Origin of the sequence: Cystobacter fuscus DSM 2262 (genome assembly GCF_000335475.2) — a bacterium.
Taxonomy (GTDB): domain Bacteria; phylum Myxococcota; class Myxococcia; order Myxococcales; family Myxococcaceae; genus Cystobacter; species Cystobacter fuscus.
On record NZ_ANAH02000009.1, the window covers coordinates 195,223 to 215,877 of the forward strand.

Below are 20,655 nucleotides of genomic sequence, written 5' to 3' on the forward strand. Positions count from 1 at the left end.
TAATGGTCGATGCCTCCGCGCAGCGGCGTCCTACCAGGTGTAGGCACCCGAGGAGGAGATGATCGCGGCGGGGGACGCGAAGGTCACGCCGTTCCAGCTCGGTCTGGCCCCATTGAGCCCGACCAGGAAGGTCCGCTCATCCCCCGGCGTGCCGAAGCTCACGGTCACTCCGTAGGTCCCCGCCGACGTGGCCGCCCGGGTGATGGTGGGCAGGCGCGGCGCGCTCGACGCTGGCGCCGCGGCCAGCACGTACGCCATGCGCGCATCTCCCGTCGTGGTGAGATCGAACCGCGCGGTGGGGATCGGCCACTTCTTCCAGGTCGTGTCCTTCTCGAAGCGCCAGCCGGAGATCGTGGGGGTCTCCTGTCCCTTGACGACGGAGAGGGTTTGCCCCGAGTTCCGCAGCGGCGTGATCGTGAGCGAGGGCCGGGTCGTCGTCGAGACGGCCCTCGTGAAGGGATCCACCTCGCCCGCGTTGATCTGTACGGTGAGCCGCTGGGTGGCCGCGTCCACGACCGCCGTATCGTCATTGAGATGGAAGAGTCCCGTGTAGGTGTGGGCGCCGCCATCCAGGACCCTGAAGTCGTCAATCACTACCCACCCGTCCGGCTTCACGAAGAAGACGTGGCGGGTGGTCACCGCGGGCTTCAGCCGGTTGGGGCCCCAGCCCTCCGGGGCCTCGGCACCGTAGGAGCCCGCCGCGTAGTCGTAGAGCGCGGAGGTGCGCCAGACGACCGGCGCCGCGATGCGATCCTCGGTGGCGTTCTGCGCCGCGCGGTTCTGGTTCAGTCCATCGATGATGGGCTGGCTCTGCGCGAACGAGGAGAGTGAATAGGCGCGGTAGGGGGAGGCATCATAGTCATACGTCCCGGTATCCAGGATGTGCCGCTGCCCGTAGCCGTCGACGCTCAGGCCCAGCTTGTCCTCGTTCTGGTGCCCGGAACCGTAGGGGCCGGCCTCCAGGAGGGCCCAGGAGTCGCTCGGGCCCCAACCGGAGCGCATGACCGCCTGCCCCGCGTTGGTGAAGAGGTGGGACGTGTGCGCCGGCATCACTCCCGCGGTGCCGTTGGTCGCCATCCAGCGGAAGTCCGTGCGTGCCGGGAAGCTGGCGTAGCCGTTGGCCAGCCGGCCCGTCACGGTGAGCGGCCAGGAGTCATTGAGCACCGGCACGCCGCGGTTCGGCTCCGACAGCCACATCAGGTACGCGTACATTCCCTCCAGCCTGGCGTCGAAGACGGGCGAGGTCGGGACCGAGTTCAGCACGGCCAACGACTTGATTCCCTCCACATCGGCGATGACCCCATTGTGGTAGCCCGGTGTCAGCTCCACTTCCGCGCCATCGGGGAAGACGTCGTTCGTCAGCATCGTCTCCACCCGGGAGATCGCCAGCGTCCGCCAGGTCTCCGCCTCGCTGAACTCCGGGAAGATCGTCCCCATCGTGAAGAGCCCATGCTGCTCGATGGCCACCCAGTTTCCCGCGCCCGCCGTGTAGGCCTGCAGGTGTCTGGCCTGCATGTAGAACGACTTCAGCCACAGGATCAGCAGCTCGTCCGTGAGGGCCGGCGCGTTGAGGACGCGGAAGAAAGCGCTCGGCCACACTCCACCCAGCCGGATCCCCACCTCGATGGTGCGCCAGCGCGACCCGGCCTGCCCATTGGAGGAGGTGGCTGGCGCGGGGCTGTGCGTGATCCAATCCTTCAGCTCGAAGAGCAGCTCCTTCAGGTAGGCCTCGTTGGCCGAGGGATTGTTCTTGTAGGCCTGCGCCAGATCATCCCACCAGGCATGCCGGTTGAGCTGCCACGGCCACTCGTTGTTCACCGGGCTGGTGGGATTGTAGGACCAGTTGATCGCCGTCACCGGCTCCGGTTCGAAGTCGTAGGTCGTCCCCACCACGGTGTAGCGGTGCGCCAGCGCGTCGTTGATCTGCGTGGTGTTGGGGGTGAGGTTCGAGAGTGGGAAGATGGGGGTCGTCCGCGCGCGGAAGTAGGCCGCCAGCGAGGCGCGCGCCGCCGTGTAGTTGCCCGCCCTCACCGCCGTCCGCACCGCGTCCAGCCCCGGCCGGCCGAGATCCAGCTTCGAGAAGAAGAGCGCATCACTGGGCAGCGTCACGGCGGTGTTGTCCGCGAGGGTCACCGTGGCCGAGCGGGTTTGAAGGATCGCGCCCGGGACCTGTCCCAGGGTGACGTTCACCGTCTCGTTGCCCTCGGCGATCCAGTCCTCCAGCGGCGTCACGGTCAGGGTGGCGGAGCCCACCCCCGCCGCGAAGCTCACCGTGCCGCTCAATGGCTGGTAGTCACCGCCGCCGGTCGCCGTGCCGCTCACCGTATAGGGAACGCTCGAGGCGGTGCTCGTGTCCGTGCGGGTCACCGTCAGGACGCCGGGCGACAATCCCACCTCCGAGGCATTTGCCTGCGTCGCCGTGATGTCGAGCAGGTTCTGCCTGCTGGTCGTCACCACCACGTTGTCCAGGAGGAGCGTGGGGTAGTAGTCGGTGCCACCAAAGCCGAGGGCGAACCCATCGAAGACATAGGTGAGCACCGGCGCCGCATGCACTCCACTGGCGAGGCCCAGGTTGTCGAGCCGCGCCTGGACCAGGAGCGCTCCCGTGGTCAGTCGCGTGACCTGGAGGAACGCCGAGTGCTTCTTCGTCCCGCTCGCGACGGAGTCCCCCGCTGTCCCGAAGCCAATGCGGGCGCCCGCGCCGCTTCCGCCGAGGACATCATCCCCGGCGCCCTCGTAGGCGACCCCTGTCCCGGTGCCACTGTTGCCGCCAGCGTTCGTGCTGAAGCCGTAATTCTTGTCGTCCGAGCGGGAGCCGCCGTCCGCTGTCTGGCGCGTCCCGCCCGAGGAGAGCAGCCCCACGCGCAGGCCTCCGCCAGAACTCCCGGGAGCCACCGGGAAGCGGTAGTCGAACGTGACGGTGATCGTGTCGCCCGCCACCGCCAGCGTCTGCGGAGAGAAGAAGGTCAGCAGCTTGTGGAATCCGGAGGTCGGCGCCAGCCGGAGCGCGTTCCCGGATCCAAGGCCTCCGGCGTCATTCACGACCGAGAGTTCCGGGGTGGTACTGTCGTAATACCAGACGCCCCCCTGGGTGTCGCCTCCGCTGGTGTTCGAGCGGCTTCCGTCCGTGAACGGCTCATTCAGCACCACGCCCGCCCGCGCCGTCACTCCGAAGGCGAAGACAGACACCGCTGCCAGATTGGACAACCAGGAATATTTGGCCATGCATTCCAGTAGCTGTCCATCCCCTGCTTGTCAATCCGAGACGGGCTTCTCCGTTACGGCAGGGCGTAGCCCAGGAGCTGCTCGCGGATCTGTCCCTCGCAGGAGGAAGCGGGGGAGATGAAGTGATCCTGTCCGGTGGAGCCGATGCGGCAGCGGTAGAGCGGAACGCTGCCCGGGACTTGGGCCGTGTGGATGTAGCCCACGGGGCCGAGCGGCTGGAGTCCCTCGCAGTTCACATCTGGCGACAGCAGGTTGTGATTGCCCACGCGGCACTCGTAGAGCATGCGCGTGCCCGGCTGGGGATCGCGCCACAGGTGCCACGAGGACTCGGCGGCGAAGCCCGGGGGCAACAGGCGCGAGGTGGCCCAGTGGCCCCGGCTCTGGAGGTAGCCCCGTTGCAGGCGCGTGTAGGGCAGGTGCTCGAAGCCACAGGACAGCCGGGGCGGAGAGAGATCGTTCCGGTTGGCCAGCGCCCAGGTGCTCCACGCCGGCTTGGCGCTGCCGTCCGTGCGGCGCAGCCCGACGCCCAGCCCCTGCGCGGTCTCGACCGGGTGATCCGACATCCGATGGTAGATGTAGCTCTCCACGCCAGGCGTCCCCAGCACGGCGCGGAAGGAGTCACACACGCCGCTGCTCTGCGCCGCCTCCGAGGAGTGGGGGGACTGGGAATTGACGCCGCTCTCGGTGAGCTGGAGCTCCCAGGCCGAGGGCACGTTCGGGAACGTCTTGCGCAGCCAGCCCGCGAGGACCCCGAGGTTGCCGTACGTTACCCGCGGATAGTCATCCGCGGAGAACTGGGGGCGGGTGAGATCGGGCGGATAGGGGTGGTAGGCCACGCGCCAGGCGCGCGAGCCCACCCGCGCCGCGAAGCCGCTCAGGAACGTCATGCCCGACAGCAGCGGCTCGGCCGCGCCGGGCTGGTCGAACTCGGGGCCGAAGTGGTGCTCGAGCGAGATGAGCACCTTGGCGGCGGGCTGGGCGGCGATCACCCGATCATAGGCCGCGTTGTAGTTGGCGGCGTAGGTGTCCATCCACGTCTGGGCATTGCACGCTCCCGCGCCTTGTCCGCAGCCCACGTCGAACCAGACATTCGAGTTCACCTCGTTGTGGATGACGAAGTCCGCGATGCGGCCGTGGCCGTTCTCCCCGTTGTAGAGCCAGGCGAGCATGCCCGCGAACCGCCCGTAGTCCGCCGCGTTGTTGGGCGCGCAGAAGATCTCGAAGCCCGCCGCGGCGGGCGTGCACACCCGGCCCGCGCGAGCCCACGCCGGCACGCCGTACACCACCGCCGTCACCACCAGTCCGCGCGCCGTCCAGGTCCGGATGGCGGCATCCACCGCCGCGTCCACCACGAAGCACCGGCCGTCGTACTGCACCTCGCTCGAGGCGCATGGGGCGGCCTTCGGACTCGGCTCCCAGGTGAGCCAGGTCAGGTTCATCGCCACGCCGCCCGTGTTGTTGCCCACCACCTCGTCTGGGTTGGGCCAGAAGTCGGGCTGGAGACCCTTGATGCGGTACGCGCTCCGGGTCGGGTAGGGAAGGGCCGCGGAGGCGGGTTCTCCCCAGCACACGAGCCCCAGCAACAAGAGAAGGGTAAGGCGGAACGGCTTGGCGGCGGTCATCAAGGCCTCTCGTTCAAGACGAGAGGTCTGAATACACGAATTCCTTGAATTCTTGAATCCCTAAAATCGCACGAGTTCCTATTCCAGTGCTCCTCCTGAAATCGGCACCGCCAGCTCCGCCCTGTCAGTACCCGGGAAGGCAGGCCAGGCTCTCGCCACCTCGCCCCGTGTGGCCTCCTCCCGCCCGGTTCACTCACAGCTCGAAGATGTCCACACCATCCAGGGAGGGCCTTCGATGCACTTCCCCGAGCCCGCGAGGCGACACTGAATATTCCCATGCGCAGGCCCACCGTCTTCATCAGCTACAGCCACGAGGACGAGGCGTGGAAGGAGCGTGTCTCGACCCATCTGACCGTCCTCCACGAGTCCCTGGTGGCCTGGGACGACTCCCTCATCGAGACAGGTGCTGACTGGCGGGCGGAACTCGAGCAGGCGATCAGCGATGCTGGCGCGGCGGTGCTGCTGATCTCGGCCCACTTCCTGAGTTCGAGGTTCATCCTCGAGGAAGAAGTGCCCCGGCTCCTCCAGCGCCGGGCGGACAGCGGGCTTCACCTCATTCCCCTGCTACTCTCGCCCTGTGACTGGGAAGCCGCCGAGTGGCTTCAGCGGTTGCAGCTTCGCCCCAGGGGGGCTCGAGCCCTGTCGGAGCAGAGCAGGCATGCCTTCGATGCGGAGCTCGCCTCCCTGGCCAAGGAGCTTCGCCTGCTCACGAGCAGGTCGGTCCAGGACGTCGTTCCCGCGCCGTACTTTTCGCGGCCGGTCGATGTCTCCATCTCCAGGCTGCCCCTCTCCGGGGAGTATCTGTTTGGCCGCGAGCGGGAGCTGGCGCTGCTCGATGGTGCGTGGGCCGATCCGGACACCCACGTCATCAGCCTGGTGGCCTGGGGCGGAGTGGGTAAGTCCAGTCTGGTGAATCAATGGCTGGGAAAGCTGGCGATGAACCATTACCGCGGGGCGCACCGGGTCTATGGCTGGTCCTTCTTCAGCGAGGGCCAGCGGGACACGACGGCCCTGGCCCATGACTTCCTGTCCGAGGCGCTCAAGCGGATGGGCGACCCCGCTCCGACCCAGGGCGCGGTCTGGGAGCGCGGTGAGCGGCTGGCCAGGTACATCCAGCAAGAGCGGATGCTGCTCATCCTGGACGGGCTGGAGCCGCTGCAGGCCCAGCCGGGACCCACCTGGGGTCGGCTCAAGGATCCCGGGCTGGCGGTCCTCGTTCGCGAGCTGGCCTTCTTCAACCCCGGGTTGTGCGTCATCACCTCGCGCGTTCGCGTCACCGACATCAATCACTTCCGCAACACCACCGCACCCGTCATCGAGCTGGAGGGAGTCTCGGAGGTGGCGGGGGCGGAGTTGCTCCGGAGCCTGGGGGTGAGTGGCTCTCAAGAGGAGTTGCAACAGGCCTCACGCGAGTTCGGCGGGCACGGCCTGGCCCTCAACCTGCTGGGGACCTACCTGAGCAATGCCTGCAACGGAGACATCCGCACCCGGAGCGAACTCCACATCTTCGAGGAGAGCCTCGAGGAGGGACAGCAAGCCGAGGCGATGCTCCAGTCCTACGAGACCTGGTTCGGAGAGGAGCGGCCAGAGCTCGCGGTCCTCCGGATGCTCGGACTGTTCGACCGCCCCGTCGAATCGGAGTGGATGGACGCCTTGCTCGCGCCACCGGCCATTCCGGGGCTGACCGCACCGCTGGTCGGGCTGAGCGAGCCCGCGTGGCAGCGGGTGTTGTCCCACCTGCGCCAGGCCCAGTTGCTGGCGAAGGCGAGCGCGCCGAACCTGGACATGCTCGATACCCACCCGTTGGTTCGCGCCTACTTCGGCCATCAACTCAAGGCACGCCTCCCGGAGGCCTGGAAGCAGGGAAACGACCGACTCTACGAGTACTTCGCCTCTCAGGCCCGGTCTTTGTCTCCCACCTCCGAGGCACGCGGCCCGCTCCAACTCGCGATCGCCCACGGATGCCGGGCGGGCCGCCATGAGGAGGTCTTCGAGCAGTTGTTCATCAAGCGGCTCGTGCGCGGAACGGACCTCTCCATGCTGTGGATGGGGGGCTTCGACCGGGCCTCGGAGTTCCTGGCGGCGCTCGCCCACTTCTTCGAGCCCCCCTGGAGGACGCCGGTCGCGGTCTTCCCCGATGAACTCAATCTCAAGATGCATTGGAACGCCGCGGAACTCCTCATGTACCTGGGCCGCATGCCCGAGGCCGTCGAGCCCCTGTTGGGCGCGCTGGACAACCCGCGGCTGCACGATCATCCCCACCAGGCCGCCTATATCTTCGGCGATCTGTGCCTGGTGTACGTCTTCCTCGGCGAGCTGGAACGGGCCGTCCAGTACGGCGAGCGCGCCGTCGGATTGTCGCGAGAGACGGGGGTTGCCTGGCAACGCAGCAGCCAGTTCGCCAACCTCGCCTGGGCGCTCACTCAGTGTGGCCGCTCGGCGGAGGCCGAGGAGTTCTTCCTCCACGCCGCCTCCCTGCCACGGGGCGAGGACTGGCTGAAGTTTTTCTTCGACGACCTCGAGTATTGCGATCTGCTGCTGGATCAGGGCCGCTCCCAGGAGGTGTTCCGCCGGCTCGGTCCCTATGTGGAATGGGCGCGGTCGTCAGGCAGCCGGCAGCTCATGGGCATGCTCCAGTTGTGCCTGGGCAGAGCCCACCTGCGGCGGCGCGAGGAGGCTCCGGAGTCTCTCGGCCTGGCGCTGGAGTTCCTGAGCGAAGGCATCCTGCTGATGCGCAAGGTAGGGACGCCGGTGCTGATAACCCCCGCCTTGACCAGCCGGGCCGCGGTCCACCGGCTGCGGGGCTCGTTCGAGCTGGCGTGGAGAGACCTCGATGAGGCGCTCTTCATCTGCACCGGGGCGGGAGCACGGCTGTTCCAGGTGGATTTGCGTCTCGAGAGGTGCCGCTTGTTCCTGGCGATGGAGAAGCTCGCGCAGGCACGCTCGGAACTGGGTGCCGCCCGGAAGCTCCTCCTGCAGCGGGGCTACCATCGCCGGGATAGGGAACTGGCCGAGTTGATCGCACAGGTGGGCACACCTTCGATGGTGTCCGTGGGCCCGGGCGCCGGATCGCTCCCACGAGGGTAGTGGTGCCCGACGGGGACTCGTCGTGCATGCTCGCCATTCATCGAGAGGAAGGACACCGGCCGCATACATAGACCCGGCTTGCCACGGCGCTCATGGCTCGCGAGTCTCCTTGCCGTCGCGCCGTCCGGCTGCTAGCCATGAGTCATTCCGTTGGGGTGCCCCTTCCCGGGGGCTGAGAGGCCAGGTGCCAACCCATCGAACCTGATCCGGCTAGGACCGGCGTAGGGAACGGAGAGCAGCCCGGGCACGCGCGATCTCTCGGTCGTGGCCCCGACGCTTCCTCTGAACCCCCGCCGGTTCGAAGAGAGGAAGCGCGATGCGAACGCCCACCACCCGGTACACGATCCTCGGCGCCGGGGTCATGGGTCTGTGCACCGCCGTCGAACTCGCGAGCCGCGGCGTGCGGGTGACGCTGGTCGATCCCCGGCCCGAACCGGGCCCTCATGCCTGTTCCTGGTGGGCGGGTGGGATGCTCGCCCCCTTCTGCGAGGGCGAGACGGCCGAAGAGCCGGTGATCCGGCTCGGCCAGACCGCCGCCGACTGGTGGGCGGCACAGGGAGTGGAGGTCATCCGCCGCGGCACGCTGGTCCTCGCCCTGGGCCGCGACCGGGCCGAGCTCGACCGCTTCGCCGCCCGGACGCGGGAGCACCAGTGGATGGGAGGCGAGGCGCTCGCCGCGCTCGAACCCGATCTCGACGGCCGCTTCCCTCGCGGGCTCTTCTTCCCGACCGAGGCGCATCTGACGCCGCGCGTGGCCCTCTGCTCCCTGCGCGCCCGTGCCGCGGCGCTCGGCGTCGCCTTCGTGGAGACCGCGCCCGAGGGCCAGCGCATCGACTGCCGGGGCCTCGCCGCGCGCGACGCGCTCCCCGAGCTGCGCGGCGTGAAGGGCGAGATGCTCGTGCTGCGCCTGCCCGACCTTGCCCTCTCGCGCCCGATCCGGCTCCTCCACCCGCGCATCCCGGTCTACCTCGTCCCCCGCGGCGGTGGGGTCTACATGCTCGGCGCCACGATGATCGAAAGCGCCGAGCGCGGGCGCGCGAGCGTCCGCTCGGTCCTGGAACTCCTCAGCGCCGCCTATGCGTTGCACCCGGCCTTCGGCGAGGCCGAGATCCTCGAGATCGGCACCGATGCGCGGCCCGCCTTCCCCGACAACGTCCCGCGCCTCCTCTGGCGCGACGGCACGCTCTTCCTCAACGGCCTCTACCGCCACGGCTACCTGATGGCGCCGGTCCTGGCGCGGATGGCGGCCGACCACCTTCTGTCCGGCGAACCCGTGGAGCTCCTGCAATGAAGATCACCGTGAACGGCGAGACACGCGAGACGGCGAGCGAGACACTCGGCGCGCTCCTCCTTGAACTGGGCCATGGCGATGCCAGGGTCGCGACCGCGGTGAACGAGGCCTTCGTGCCCGCCGCCGCGCGCAACGGGTTGCGGCTCGCCGCGGGCGACCGGGTGGAGATCGTGACGCCCCGGCAGGGAGGCTGAGCCGATGCCCGTCTTCTACGGAACCAAAGTCGCCTCGCCCCTGATGCTCGGCACCGCGCAATATCCCTCGCCCGCCGTTCTGGCCGAGTCCTTCCGCCGTTCGGGCGCGGGCGTCGCCACCGTCTCGGTCCGCCGCGAGGCGGGGGGCGAGCGGGCGGGACAGGCATTCTGGCGCCTGATCGCGGGGCTCGGCGTGCGGGTGCTCCCCAACACCGCTGGCTGCCACAGCGCCCGCGAAGCGGTCACCACGGCCCAGATGGCGCGCGAGCTCTTCGAGACCGACTGGATCAAGCTCGAGGTGATCGGCAACGCCGACACGCTCCAGCCCGATCCCTTCGGCCTGGTCGAGGCGGCGCGGATCCTCGTGGCCGAGGGCTTCAAGGTCTTCCCCTACATGACGGAGGATCTGGTGCTCGCCGATCGCCTCTTGGCGGCGGGCTGCGAGGTACTGATGCCCTGGGGCGCGCCGATCGGGACGGGGCTGGGGCTGCTCAATCCCTATGGGCTGCGCAGCCTGCGCGCACACTTCCCGGACGTGCCGATGGTGATCGACGCGGGGCTGGGCCTGCCGAGCCAGGCGGCCGCGGCGATGGAGATGGGCTTCGACGCGGTGCTGCTGAACACCGCCGTCGCCAAGGCGGGCGATCCCGCGGCGATGGCCGAGGGCTTCGCGAAGGCACTGGAGGCCGGGCGCCTCGCCCGTGGCGCCGACCCGATGCCGCCGCGCGACATGGCCGCCCCCTCCACCCCCGTGATTGGAAAGGCCTTCCTGTGACGCTCGACCGCTTCTACCCGATCTTCGACGACGTGGCCTGGCTGCCCCGGGCGCTCCCCCTGGGCGTGAAGCTCGTCCAACTCCGTCTCAAGGACCGCGCGCCGGACGACCTGCGCCGCCAGATCGCCGCCGCCCGCGACCTCTGTCGCGAGGCCGGCGCCGTGCTGGTGGTCAACGATCACTGGCGGCTCGCCATCGAGGAGGGCTGCGACTGGCTGCATCTGGGGCAGGAGGATCTGGACGGCGCCGACCTGCCCGCCATCCGCCGCGCGGGGCTGCGCCTCGGCATCAGCACCCATGACCCCGCCGAACTCGACCGCGCCCTCTCGCTCGCGCCCGACTACGTCGCGCTGGGTCCGGTCTATCCCACCCTTCTCAAGCAGATGAAGTGGCACCAGCAGGGGCTGGAGCGGGTGACGGAATGGAAGCGCCGGATCGGCGACATTCCCCTCGTCGCCATCGGCGGCATGCGCACCGACCGCGCCCCGGGCGTCTTCGCGGCGGGGGCCGACATCGTCTCGGTCGTGACCGACATCTCGCTGAACCCCCATCCCGAGGCGCGGATCGCCCAATGGCTCGAGGTGACGCGATGAGCCGCTATGCCCGCCAGACCGCCGTGCTGGGGGAGGGCGCTCAGCAGCGGCTCCAGGCGGCGCGGCTCCTCGTCGTGGGGGCGGGGGGCCTCGGCGCGCCGGTGCTGCAATACCTCGTCGGAGCGGGGGTGGGGCACATCCGCCTCGTCGAACCCGACCGGGTGGAGGAGAGCAACCTGCACCGCCAGACGCTCTTCCGCATGGGCGACCTTGGCCAGCCCAAGGCCGAAGCTTGTGCCCGCCACCTCGCCGGGCTCAACCCGGAGAGCGTGGTGGAGCCCGTGATGGCCGCGCTGGAGCCCGCCAACGCCCCCACGCTCATCGAGGGCTGCGAGCTGATCCTCGACTGCGCCGACAGCTTCGCGGTCAGTTACATCCTCTCGGACCTGTGCCTCGCGCGGGGCCTGCCGTTCCTCTCCGCCTCCGTCACGGGGCGCGAGGGCCATGCGGGCGGCTTCTGCGGCGGCGCGCCGAGTCTGCGCGCGGTCTTCCCCGACCTGCCGCGGCGGATGGGCAGCTGTGCCGAAACGGGCGTTCTCGGCCCCGTCGTGGGCGTGATTGGTTCGCTGCAGGCGCAGATGGCGCTGGCGCTGCTGGCGGGGGAGACGGGCGTCCTCGGGCGGCTCGTCACCTTTGACGCCGCGACCTTCCGCGCGGGCGGCTTCCGCTTCGACGGGGCGGAGGAGCCCGCGCATGCGCCGCGCTTCGTCTCCCCCTCGGAGATCAAGCGAGGAGACCTGACCATCGACCTGCGCGGGGCGGAGGAGGCCCCGCTGATCCACCCCGCCGCGCGGCGCCTGACCGTGGCCCAGGTCGGCCCTGGCATGGACCTGCCCGAACCCGGCCAGCGCGCCGTGCTCGTCTGCCGCTCCGGCCTCCGCGCCTGGAGGGCGGCGGAACGCCTCGCCGCGATCTGGCCCGGAGACATCGCCCTCGTCGCCGCGGGCGACCGCGTGGGAGAGCCATCATGAGAATCGAGCCCGCCGCGGTGGATGGGGCTTGTGCGGCGGATGTTCCAGTTCGTGGAAACCAGCGCCGCGGCCTGTCCGGCGCGGACCCGCTCAGTAGTCGTAGCGGGTCTTGGCGTCGAGAGGCCCGGAGAAGGAGTAGCCTACCTTGCCGTTGTCGACGTAGCCCTTGAGATACTCGTAGCCCTGTCCCGGAGAGGTCACGTAGAGAGAACCCTTGCATCCGGCGCACGTGGGATCGCCATTCTTGAACACGTCCCACTCGCCATTGACTGTATTGGCGTCGCTGGAGGTGATGCGCACCAACTTGAGTTCGAACATGTGGCCTGTACCGTCCTTTGTACCGACCTTCGTGCTCAGGTTGCCGAATCCGTGCAACGAGTTCTCCTGCCAGCTGAACGTCACGGAGGACGAGCCCACCGTGTAGTCGATGTGCTGGTTCTGGGCGTTGCGCTCGGAGAAGAAGTCGAGGGCCGACGAGCGGACGTTGTGGACCGGCAGGCCGTAGCTCCAGGCCAGGATCGGAATCGCCACGGTGACGGCGGCCAGTCCGTTGAAAACAGTCGGGGACATGTTGCGCAGCATGGTTCTCCTTGAGGGTGAGATGAGGGCCGATAGTCTCCTACCAGCCGTGATGCTCCAAGCACCTGGAATGCCAACGGTTGGACACAGCCAAGCCGCTGGAATTCCTGGTGGCCTGCCTGCCTGCTCTCCGTGAAGTGACGAATATGGCCAGCGGAGTGACCAAATTTGTCAGGAGCGTGCGCGCTCGTCAGCGCGAAGGCTCACGCGGCCGGCGTCACCTGGGGATGGAGCTCTCTGATCGCCTGGCGCGTGGAGGCATGCCCCACGCGCGCAAGTGGCCCCTGCTCCTCCTATTACATCTGGGTCCAGCACACAGGGCCTGGCGATGCTGCTGGATGGGAATGCTGTTGTTCCTTGGGCGGGAATTTTCATCTGGCAAACATATACTTCGGGTCATCCAGGTTCGTATTTTGTTGTTCAGGATGATGGCAATCGGGTTGTCTACCCGCCTGGGTTTGTACCTCTTTGGAATTCAGGTGCTGGCGGACATTGATCCTTTACGCGCTGCGCGCCCGGACACGCCTCTCTTCTTTTGTCGGTAGGGCACGTCCTGAAGATGTTTGTGTCAGGAGTGTCACGGCCTGCTCCGCCGCCCATACAGCGTGCTCCGTAGCGGGCTCGCCAACAGGGCTGGGCGTCAGGCGCATGCCGGGGAGATGGCCCCTCGGGCATCCTCCCCCACCCGCACCTCCGACCCCGGACCCGCCCCGCTCCTTCTGGCGGGACGTACGGGCGACCTTCTCGCCCCCTGGAGAGCTTCATACGAAGTCACTCATCGCAAGCATCCTCGGGATCGCGGTGGCGGCGCTGCACTGCTCGAGCCTGTTCTGCGTCCACGTCCAACTCCTCGGCCTATCGCCGCGGAGCCCGTCCCAGAGGAAGAAGGATTGAAGTACAGGGAATTTCTTGGTAAGCTTGATTTCCATCGTTCATTACCCTTTAGGAGAAAAATGAAACGACAACTCACGACTCTAGCCACAGCGGTGGTCGTGCTTCTCGGTTTTGGACCCGTCAGCGCCAGCGCAGCTGTTGTCAACTTCAGCGTTATCTCGTCCGACGTCACTGTGACGGGCAACACCGCCGTGGCTACCGCTTCCATCTCCGCGTCCGCGCGCGAGCAGGTCGAGGAGTACAAGGTCTGTGTGAGCCCCTACAGCGGTGGAGCGCTGGACTTCTCGAAGCGCACGAACGTCTATGTCAACACCGCAGCTCAGGGGGGAACCTCCTACACCTCGGCGTCCAAGACGTTCGCCAACGGGACGTATCAGTACGCTCCCTGTGTCCTGAATGATGGTGTCTGGTACGTCCTCGGTGGGACTCCCTACAAGACCTTCACCGTTCCCCAAGCCACGCCCCCTCCGGCCTCTGTGACCTTCACGGAAAACAGCCTGTCGGCCACGGTCAACGGAACCTCGGTCACCGTGAACGGCAACATCAAGGCTTCCAGCTCGGTCACCGTGCAGGAGGTCGGGATCTTCGCCACCCACACTGACGGCACGGTCTACGACATCGCCAAGCAGATCAACGTGGTTGTCCCTACAACTGGGCTCGCGCTCACCGGCACGATGACCGTCAAGCCCGGAACGTACACCTACGCTCTGTTTGTCGGGTACAACAACACGTGGCCGGACATGCCGGACAAGTCCTTCACCGTGAGCGGAACCACCACGCCGCCCACTTCGAGGGCACCTGTCGGTAATCTCCCCGGCTGGACTCAGAACATGGTCCAGGACTTTGACACCGCGGCGTCAACGGGAACCGGTACCGGCTCGTTCATGAGCACCTACGCGAACTCGTGGCAGCCCTACGATGACGCCGGTATCTACTGGCCTCGCGCGCTCATCAACGCCCATGACGGGATGATGGACATCAACCTCGATGGTGACCGTGGTGCTGCTGGTGTGTTCGGTCCTCCGAACCGCGCATGGGGACACCTGTACGGGCGCTATTCGATCCGATTCAAGGCGGTTGACGCTGAGGGCAACGGAACGGCGATGATGGTTTGGCCTGCGTCTGACTACTGGCCGGACGGGGAGATCGACTTCCCTGAGGGACCGCTCGACGGCTACTTCAACATCTACCACCACCCGACCCCTTGTGATGACGACGACGGCGACCCTGTACCGCACTGCGGCTCCTCGGACAGCCTGACCAACATCGCCACCTTCGAGGACTGGCACGTCGCCACGACCGAGTGGACTCCCACGAGCGTCAAGTACTACGTGGACGGAACTCTGGTGAAGACGGTCACGCACGACATCCCCACCACCAACCACCGCTGGACAATTCAGGTCGCGCCTGACCGCTCAAACGCTCAGTCGGGACACCTGCTGATCGACTGGGTTACCAGCTACACTTACACCCCGTAACAACTACCTGCTGAACCAAGAGGGACCGAGCATCGCGCTCGGTCCCTCTTTCATGTGGGGAGCCGTAATGGCAAACAGAAGGTCGAGCGAAAGCTTCGTGATTTCGAGCAGCGCGAAATACTTGCGCTACCAATTCTAATCACCAGGGCAGCACAGCGGACGCCTTGGGCCAGTGCGGGTACCAGGGCACGGACTTCCTCCCCAGGGTTCGTGAGGGACTCCGTCCACGAGAAGGCTGCCCGCTCGTGAGAGGGTGAGCACCTGATTTTATTCTCCGGGCCCGTTCTCCCCGTGGGCCGATGACCGTGGAGCGACCGGCCTGCCGAGGCACCCGTGGCCACCCATTGCCGTCCGGCGAGGAGGGCCCAGTTTGCCCTGGACTCGCGAGGCCTCCGGGCATCGCGGGCCCCACGTGACACCGAGAGGTAGCTGCAACGGAAACGTCACCGTCACGTGACACGTACGCGCAACCACGAGGAGACACACGTCATGGCGAACAGGGACTACGAGACGCGTCGGTATCTGGGAGAAGACCGGGAGCGCTGGTCGGGCCGGGAGCGGGACTCCGACGAGGGCTTCCGGGGCAGTGACATTGGGCCGAGGCAGGAGCGCGGTCCGTGGCAGGGCGGCCAGGGGTACTCGGTCGGCAACCGCGGGTTCGAGGACTACGGCCGGGGTCCCCGCGAGGACTCCAGCCGCTATTCCCGTGACTTCGGCCAGGGCAATTACAACCAGGGGAATTACAACCAGGGCGATTATAACCAAGGTCACTACAACCCTTCGGGCTACTCCACCTCGCGGGGCAACTTCGGAGGCGGGTACTCCGAACGCGACCTCGGGTACGACCGGGACAATGGGAATTACGGGATGCGCGACAGGAACGAGGGCCTCTACGGCCGCCGCGACATCAACGAGCGCGGCCCGATCGAGCGGCTCGGCGACCGGTTCCGCGAGGGTCTGCGCAAGCTGGGCAAGGGGCCCAAGGCCTACACGCGCTCGGATGACCGCATCCGCGAGGACATCTACGACCGGCTCATGCACGGGTGGGTGAACGCCGAGCACGTGGAGGTGCAGGTGAAGAGCGGCGAAGTCACGCTGACCGGCCTGGTCGAGGATCGCCGCGACAAGCGCACCATCGAGGACATCATCGAGGATGTCCTCGGCGTGAAGGACGTGCACAACCAGCTCAAGGTGGGCAGTGCCGAGCAATTCAACACCGGGATCTCCGGCACCTCGGTGACGAAGGTCGCCCGCTCGTAGCGCGGGAGGCATGGCGGGCTCCCCGCGACCGCGCGGGGGCCGCCGCGTGACTTGCCTTGCCCTGGCCCTCCACCACCGAGGTGGATGCGCGCGGGTGCAGCCGCGGATTATAGAAGGCCCTCCATTTCTGGAGCCTTGGAGGGACGTAGCGGATGACACCGGGAAACATGCGAGAGAAGGTCTGCCTCATCACGGGTGCCACCTCGGGCATCGGGCTGGAGTCCGCACGGGGGCTCGCGGGCCAGGGGGCCACGGTGGTCCTGGCGGGACGGGATCCGGGCCGGGGTGAGGCCGCGCTCGCGGAGATCCGCCGCACGGTCCCCGACGCGAAGCTGGATCTGATGCTCGCGGACCTCACCTCGCTGGCCTCCGTCCGCAAGCTCGCGGAGGACTTCCAGCGCAAGTACTCGCGGCTGGATGTGCTGCTCAACAACGCGGGCCTCATCATCGACCGGCGCAAGGTGACCGCGGACGGCTTCGAGGCCACCTTCGCCACCAATCACCTCGCGCACTTCCTGCTCACCCACCAACTGCTGGAACTGCTCGAGGCCAGCGGCACCTCTCGCGTGGTGAACGTCTCCTCCGAGGGCCACCGCATGGGCTCGCTCGACTTCCTCGACGACTTGCAGGCCGAGCGGGGCGGCTACAGCGGAATGAAGGTGTACGGCAACTCGAAGCTGGCCAACATCCTCTTCACGCGCGGCCTGAAGCGACGGCTGGAAGGCACGAAGGTGACCACCAACAGCCTGCACCCGGGCGTGGTGCGCACCGGCTTCGCCCTCAACTCCGAGGGCATCCTGAAGCACCTGATCAAGCTGGCCGCGCCCTTCATGCTCTCGGCCGAGGGCGGCGCCCGCACGTCGGTGTACCTGGCCTCCTCGCCCGAGGTGGAGGGCGTGAGCGGCAGGTACTTCATCAAGAGCAGGGTGGCCAAGGAGTCCCGGGCCGCCCAGGACGACGACGCCGCCGAGGAGCTGTGGCGGAAGAGCGCCGAGCTGACAGGCGTTGGACGATGAACGACTGCCTCCAAACGTGAACCATCCGACGGCGTCCTCGGCCGGGCGAACATGGGCCTCGCGCGTGGCACCTGTGCCACGGTGGGTCCGTGGCTTCCGACCCGACCCGGAGTGCGACCCCGACCTCGTCGTCCCGTGTGCGCCTGCTCGGACTGCTCGCCGGGCCGCTCGCCGCCGCGGCCCTGCTGCTCATCCCCTCGGGGCTCCACGAGGTCCCCGGTGCCGGCCACCGCCCGGCGGCGGCCGCCGCCGTGGCCGCCTGGATGGCCCTCTGGTGGTTCACCGAGGCCGTCCCCATGGCCTGGACCTCCCTGCTCCCGCTCGTCCTCTTCCCCTCGCTGGGCGTCTTCGGCGTGCGCGGCCTTCCCTCCTCCGTGGGCCGCTCCGCCTTGCCCTACGTGGACCCCTACATCTTCCTCTTCCTGGGGGGTATGGCCCTGGGCGCCGCCCTGGAGCAGTGGCACCTGCACCGGCGCATCGCCCTGCTCATCATGCGCACCATCGGCACCGAGCCCCAGCGGTTGCTGCTCGGCATGCTCCTGGCCACCGCGTCCGTCTCGCTGTGGATCTCCAACACCGCCACCGCCGTGATGATGGTGCCCATCGGCATGGCGCTCGTCTCCCAGCTCGAGTCCACCGAGGGCCGCCGGCTCGGGCATTTCGGCGCCGCGCTGATGCTCTCGGTCGCCTACGGCTCCAACATCGGAGGGATTGGCACGAAGATCGGCAGTCCCACCAACTCCGTCTTCGCGGGCGTGGCCTCGCGGCGGCTGGCCACCGAAGTGGGCTTTCTCGAGTACATGGTGGCGGCCCTGCCCTTCGTCCTCCTCTTCCTGCCGCTCGTCTGGTGGGTGCTGTGGCGCGAGGGACGCCTGGACGCGCTCGGCCCCGGGCGGGGCTCGGACCTCATTGAGCGGGAACTGGCCGCGCTCGGGCCCCTGTCGGGGGGCGAGAAGGTGGTGGGCTCCGTCTTCCTGGTGGCCGCGGCACTGTGGATGGGCGGGGACTTCTTGCGCGACGTGCTGACCCCGTGGGTGGCCTCGGCCTTCGGGGGCTTCAAACTGCTGGGGAAGCATTACGAGGCGGCCGTGGCGATGCTCGCCGCCGGGACGCTGGTGTTGCTGGGGCGGCTGTCCCGAGGAGCACTGGCCCGGGTGCCCTGGGACACACTGCTGCTGTTGGGAGGAGGCTTCGCGCTCGCCGCTGGCATCGAGGGCAGCGGCCTGTCCTCCTACCTGGGGGGGCGCCTGGCGGGTCTGGAGTCCCTGGGCCTCCTCGCGCAGTACGGCGCCGTGGCCCTGTCCACCGTGGCCCTGTCCGCCGTGGCCTCCAACACCGCCACCGTGAACGTGCTGCTCAACGTGCTGCCCGGCTCGCTCCCCCTGCTCGCGGTGAGCGCCTTCGCCGCGTCGTGCGACTTCGCCCTGCCCGCGGGCACTCCGCCCAACGCCATCGTCTTCGGCAGCGGCTATGTGCGCCTGCCCACGATGATGAAGCGCGGCGGGGCGTTGGATCTGCTCGCCTCCGCCGTGCTCACCCTCTATGGGCTCGTCTGGGTTCGCTTCGTGCTCGGCTGAGCGCGGACGGTCCCTTGTCGCGCGCCGCCGTGGCCACCCCGTTCGTTGGCGCTACGGCCGCCAGGCGTAGGGCGGCGCGATCGTGACGTCCGTCGGGTTCGAGAGGGACGGGGTGCTCGAGTCGACGAAACCGGAGTAGGAGCCGCTCGACTTGTTCAGGCCCACGCCCCGGTATTCGACATCACCGAAGACCTGCGCCGTGCCCGAGACCGACTGCTGGCCCTCGTAGAAGCCGAGCGGGTAGAACGTGGAGGCGACCCTGGCCGAGCCGCTCACGCCGAAGCCGTTCGTCAGCACCGACAGCCCGGTGACGGTGCCGCCGGAGACGTTGCCCGACAGGACCACCGCGTGATCCTCGATGCGCGCCGAGCCGCTCACGCTCCCGCCGAGCACCTGCGCGTAGGGGCCGACGTACACGCTCGCCGGAACGCTGCTGGTGACGCAGCCGCCGCCGTTCGAGTGACGCTTCGTTCCCGTGGGGCAGGCGTCCTGGCTGCCGTTCTTGAACCCCTCGGGCCAGGCATTCGCGAGCTGCACCATCCAGGGGTAGCGATGAATGGTGTTGTACATCTGGTCCCAGACGATCTGCTTCTGCACCGCGGGCGTTCCGACCACGACGAGGAAGAGCGATTCGCCGGGAGTGATGCAGAACTCGAGCGTGCTGTCCGAGCCGCGCTGCATGGCGCTATAGCGTGGCGTGGTGATGGCGCTGTCCGTGGCGACGAGCCCCCAGCGCCAATCGGAGTCCGCTCCGCTCTGCGTCACGCCGCGGAAGGTCACGGTCACGCTCGTGGCGCCCGTTTCCGGGTAGAGCCGCACGATGTTGTAGCCCCAGCGCTGCGGCGCCCAGTTGCTCGGCGTCACGAAGCGCCGATTCGTCGCGTAGTTCCCGTCCAGCGGTTCGAGCTGGGTCAGCCGCAGGCGCTGCTCCGGCCTCGACTTCGTCGTGATCGAGCCATACCGCGCGCGGTAGGTCGGGCCCTGGTTGCCTCCGCTGGTGGGGGGCGGATCCTTGTAATCCCAGGTCACGTTGTGCATCGCCCACTCGCCGAAGAAGTCGTTCAGCTGGCTGATGTTCCAGCCGCGCGTCTTCATGATTTGCGAGAAGGGATCGTTGCTCGGGCTGCTCGTCCAGATTTCGTTGACCGCGCTGTAGCAGTATTTGTCCTTCAAGAACTCCATGAACTGCCAGTTGCAATAACGGTCACGCGTCGAGCCCAGATAGACGTGCGGCGCGTTCACGGACATCTCGGAGCAGTGCACCTCGCCGCGGTACTCGGGGAGCTGGTGCGGCATGAAGTTGGCGTGGCTCTCGTAGATCCAGCCGCAGGTGTTCGACTGGTTGCACGTCATGCCTCCGCTCACGCTCTGCACGGCGTGCATGAACTCGTGCCCGAGCCCCCAGTGATCATTGAGCGCACCGGGGCCGATCCACATACCCATCCGCGTCGAGGACCAGGCGCCGCCGGAGAGACCCCATCCGGAATGCACGTGGATGCTGGCCTTGGTCTTGTTCGTCAGGTTGCAGAGCGGCTCCTTGAAGTAGATCGGCGAGCCGAAATAGAACTTCCAGATCGTGTTCTCGAGCGTGTCGAGCGCGGACTGGGCCGTGGAGTCGGAGATGGCCTCGTCCGAATAGATGGCGAAGTGCGCGGACTCCTTGATCAGCTTGAAGTTGGTGTGATCCGGATCCGGTCCGCCCGCCTTCCAGGTTCCCGCGGTGCAAGTCGGCGGAGCGGTCGGACAGCTCGTCGCCCAGGCCGTCGTCGTGGTTCCGGGATCACACGCGGTCGCCAGCTGGCTTTCGCCGCTGCCACTGGACTCGCTGCTGCCCGCCGTTTCGCCGCTGTTACATTCTCCGCTGGTGCATTCACCGGAGACGCCCTCTTCCCGCGTCGTGCCTTCGTCCGGAAGACATCCGGTTCCGAAGATGCCCAGCACGAGCAGCAGGGCAGGGGAACGCAAGCTCCTGTGGATGATCATGCTTTGACTCCTCCTCTTCTGTTCGGCGACTTGAATCCCTGGCGCATCCGGCCAAAGAAGGGCGGTAGTGCCTTGAGATGGGTATACCTCATCATATCAAGTAAAAGCCG

14 protein-coding genes and 1 riboswitch are annotated in these 20,655 nt (G+C 67.6%); of the genes, 10 read left to right on the forward strand and 4 right to left on the reverse strand.

Going from position 1 to position 20,655, the window contains the following annotated elements; genetic code table 11:
* Positions 1–30 precede the first annotated feature (30 nt).
* Both D187_RS17150 and D187_RS17155 read right to left on the reverse strand, forming a co-directional pair.
* Positions 31–3,225 (reverse strand): heparinase II/III family protein, encoded by a 3,195-nt coding sequence (locus D187_RS17150; RefSeq protein WP_002628639.1) that lies wholly within the window; start codon positions 3,223–3,225, stop codon positions 31–33.
* 53 nt (positions 3,226–3,278) lie between these two features.
* Positions 3,279–4,847 carry a DUF5722 domain-containing protein gene (locus D187_RS17155; RefSeq protein WP_002628640.1) on the reverse strand — a complete coding sequence of 523 codons (1,569 nt, stop codon included), beginning with the start codon at positions 4,845–4,847 and terminating at the stop codon, positions 3,279–3,281.
* Positions 4,848–5,123: 276 nt separating this feature from the next.
* Here D187_RS17155 and D187_RS50005 point away from each other — a divergent pair, with 276 nt between their 5' ends.
* The 6 genes from D187_RS50005 to D187_RS17185 all read left to right on the forward strand — a co-directional run bounded on the left by D187_RS50005 (position 5,124) and on the right by D187_RS17185 (position 11,758).
* The gene (locus tag D187_RS50005) at positions 5,124–7,934 is read left to right on the forward strand and encodes a TIR domain-containing protein (protein WP_002628641.1); all 2,811 of its coding nucleotides are present in this window, start codon (positions 5,124–5,126) and stop codon (positions 7,932–7,934) included.
* A gap of 141 nt (positions 7,935–8,075) precedes the next feature.
* A riboswitch (TPP riboswitch) is annotated at positions 8,076–8,179 on the forward strand.
* Positions 8,180–8,250: 71 nt separating this feature from the next.
* The gene (locus D187_RS17165; RefSeq protein ID WP_002628642.1) at positions 8,251–9,225 is read left to right on the forward strand and encodes an FAD-dependent oxidoreductase; all 975 of its coding nucleotides are present in this window, start codon (positions 8,251–8,253) and stop codon (positions 9,223–9,225) included.
* Positions 9,222–9,419 carry a sulfur carrier protein ThiS gene (gene thiS / locus D187_RS17170; protein WP_002628643.1) on the forward strand — a complete coding sequence of 66 codons (198 nt, stop codon included), beginning with the start codon at positions 9,222–9,224 and terminating at the stop codon, positions 9,417–9,419. Before D187_RS17165 ends, thiS begins: the two co-directional genes overlap by 4 nt.
* A gap of 4 nt (positions 9,420–9,423) precedes the next feature.
* Complete coding sequence (locus tag D187_RS17175) at positions 9,424–10,194, forward strand: thiazole synthase (RefSeq protein WP_002628644.1); 771 nt, start codon at positions 9,424–9,426, stop codon at positions 10,192–10,194.
* Positions 10,191–10,787: a thiamine phosphate synthase gene (locus D187_RS17180; protein ID WP_002628645.1), complete on the forward strand. Its 597-nt coding sequence runs from the start codon at positions 10,191–10,193 to the stop codon at positions 10,785–10,787. The genes D187_RS17175 and D187_RS17180 overlap by 4 nt, the downstream gene beginning before the upstream one ends.
* A complete protein-coding gene (locus D187_RS17185) occupies positions 10,784–11,758 on the forward strand; it encodes a HesA/MoeB/ThiF family protein (protein WP_002628646.1) in 975 nt (324 codons plus the stop codon). Before D187_RS17180 ends, D187_RS17185 begins: the two co-directional genes overlap by 4 nt.
* A gap of 90 nt (positions 11,759–11,848) precedes the next feature.
* On the opposite strand, the gene D187_RS17190 is transcribed toward D187_RS17185, so the two are convergent.
* Positions 11,849–12,340, reverse strand: coding sequence for a hypothetical protein (locus D187_RS17190; protein ID WP_002628647.1), 492 nt, complete (start codon positions 12,338–12,340; stop codon positions 11,849–11,851).
* Positions 12,341–13,290: 950 nt separating this feature from the next.
* On the opposite strand from D187_RS17190, the gene D187_RS17200 reads away from it, so the two are divergent.
* The 4 genes from D187_RS17200 to D187_RS17215 all read left to right on the forward strand — a co-directional run bounded on the left by D187_RS17200 (position 13,291) and on the right by D187_RS17215 (position 18,562).
* Positions 13,291–14,709 carry a glycoside hydrolase family 16 protein gene (locus D187_RS17200; RefSeq protein WP_162159647.1) on the forward strand — a complete coding sequence of 473 codons (1,419 nt, stop codon included), beginning with the start codon at positions 13,291–13,293 and terminating at the stop codon, positions 14,707–14,709.
* Between the two features lie 489 nt (positions 14,710–15,198).
* Positions 15,199–15,969, forward strand: coding sequence for a BON domain-containing protein (locus D187_RS17205; RefSeq protein WP_002628649.1), 771 nt, complete (start codon positions 15,199–15,201; stop codon positions 15,967–15,969).
* Between the two features lie 167 nt (positions 15,970–16,136).
* On the forward strand, positions 16,137–16,985 hold the full coding sequence (locus D187_RS17210) for an SDR family oxidoreductase (RefSeq protein ID WP_081713740.1): 849 nt from the start codon (positions 16,137–16,139) through the stop codon (positions 16,983–16,985).
* Positions 16,986–17,074: 89 nt separating this feature from the next.
* Positions 17,075–18,562, forward strand: a complete 1,488-nt coding sequence (locus D187_RS17215) for an SLC13 family permease (protein WP_076606179.1) — start codon at positions 17,075–17,077, stop codon at positions 18,560–18,562.
* 51 nt (positions 18,563–18,613) lie between these two features.
* Here D187_RS17215 and D187_RS17220 read toward each other — a convergent pair whose 3' ends face one another.
* Positions 18,614–20,545 (reverse strand): DUF6055 domain-containing protein, encoded by a 1,932-nt coding sequence (locus D187_RS17220; protein ID WP_002628652.1) that lies wholly within the window; start codon positions 20,543–20,545, stop codon positions 18,614–18,616.
* Positions 20,546–20,655: the final 110 nt, after the last annotated feature.

Excerpts from the sequence above, each read along its gene's own strand:
- D187_RS17150 (WP_002628639.1), bottom strand. The coding sequence starts at position 3,225 with ATGGCCAAATATTCCTGGTTGTCCAATCTGGCAGCGGTGTCTGTCTTC.
- D187_RS17155 (WP_002628640.1), bottom strand. The coding sequence starts at position 4,847 with ATGACCGCCGCCAAGCCGTTCCGCCTTACCCTTCTCTTGTTGCTGGGG.
- D187_RS50005 (WP_002628641.1), top strand. The coding sequence starts at position 5,124 with ATGCGCAGGCCCACCGTCTTCATCAGCTACAGCCACGAGGACGAGGCG.
- D187_RS17165 (WP_002628642.1), top strand. The coding sequence starts at position 8,251 with ATGCGAACGCCCACCACCCGGTACACGATCCTCGGCGCCGGGGTCATG.
- thiS (WP_002628643.1), top strand. The coding sequence starts at position 9,222 with ATGAAGATCACCGTGAACGGCGAGACACGCGAGACGGCGAGCGAGACA.
- D187_RS17175 (WP_002628644.1), top strand. The coding sequence starts at position 9,424 with ATGCCCGTCTTCTACGGAACCAAAGTCGCCTCGCCCCTGATGCTCGGC.
- D187_RS17185 (WP_002628646.1), top strand. The coding sequence starts at position 10,784 with ATGAGCCGCTATGCCCGCCAGACCGCCGTGCTGGGGGAGGGCGCTCAG.
- D187_RS17190 (WP_002628647.1), bottom strand. The coding sequence starts at position 12,340 with ATGCTGCGCAACATGTCCCCGACTGTTTTCAACGGACTGGCCGCCGTC.
- D187_RS17200 (WP_162159647.1), top strand. The coding sequence starts at position 13,291 with ATGAAACGACAACTCACGACTCTAGCCACAGCGGTGGTCGTGCTTCTC.
- D187_RS17205 (WP_002628649.1), top strand. The coding sequence starts at position 15,199 with ATGGCGAACAGGGACTACGAGACGCGTCGGTATCTGGGAGAAGACCGG.
- D187_RS17210 (WP_081713740.1), top strand. The coding sequence starts at position 16,137 with ATGCGAGAGAAGGTCTGCCTCATCACGGGTGCCACCTCGGGCATCGGG.
- D187_RS17220 (WP_002628652.1), bottom strand. The coding sequence starts at position 20,545 with ATGATCATCCACAGGAGCTTGCGTTCCCCTGCCCTGCTGCTCGTGCTG.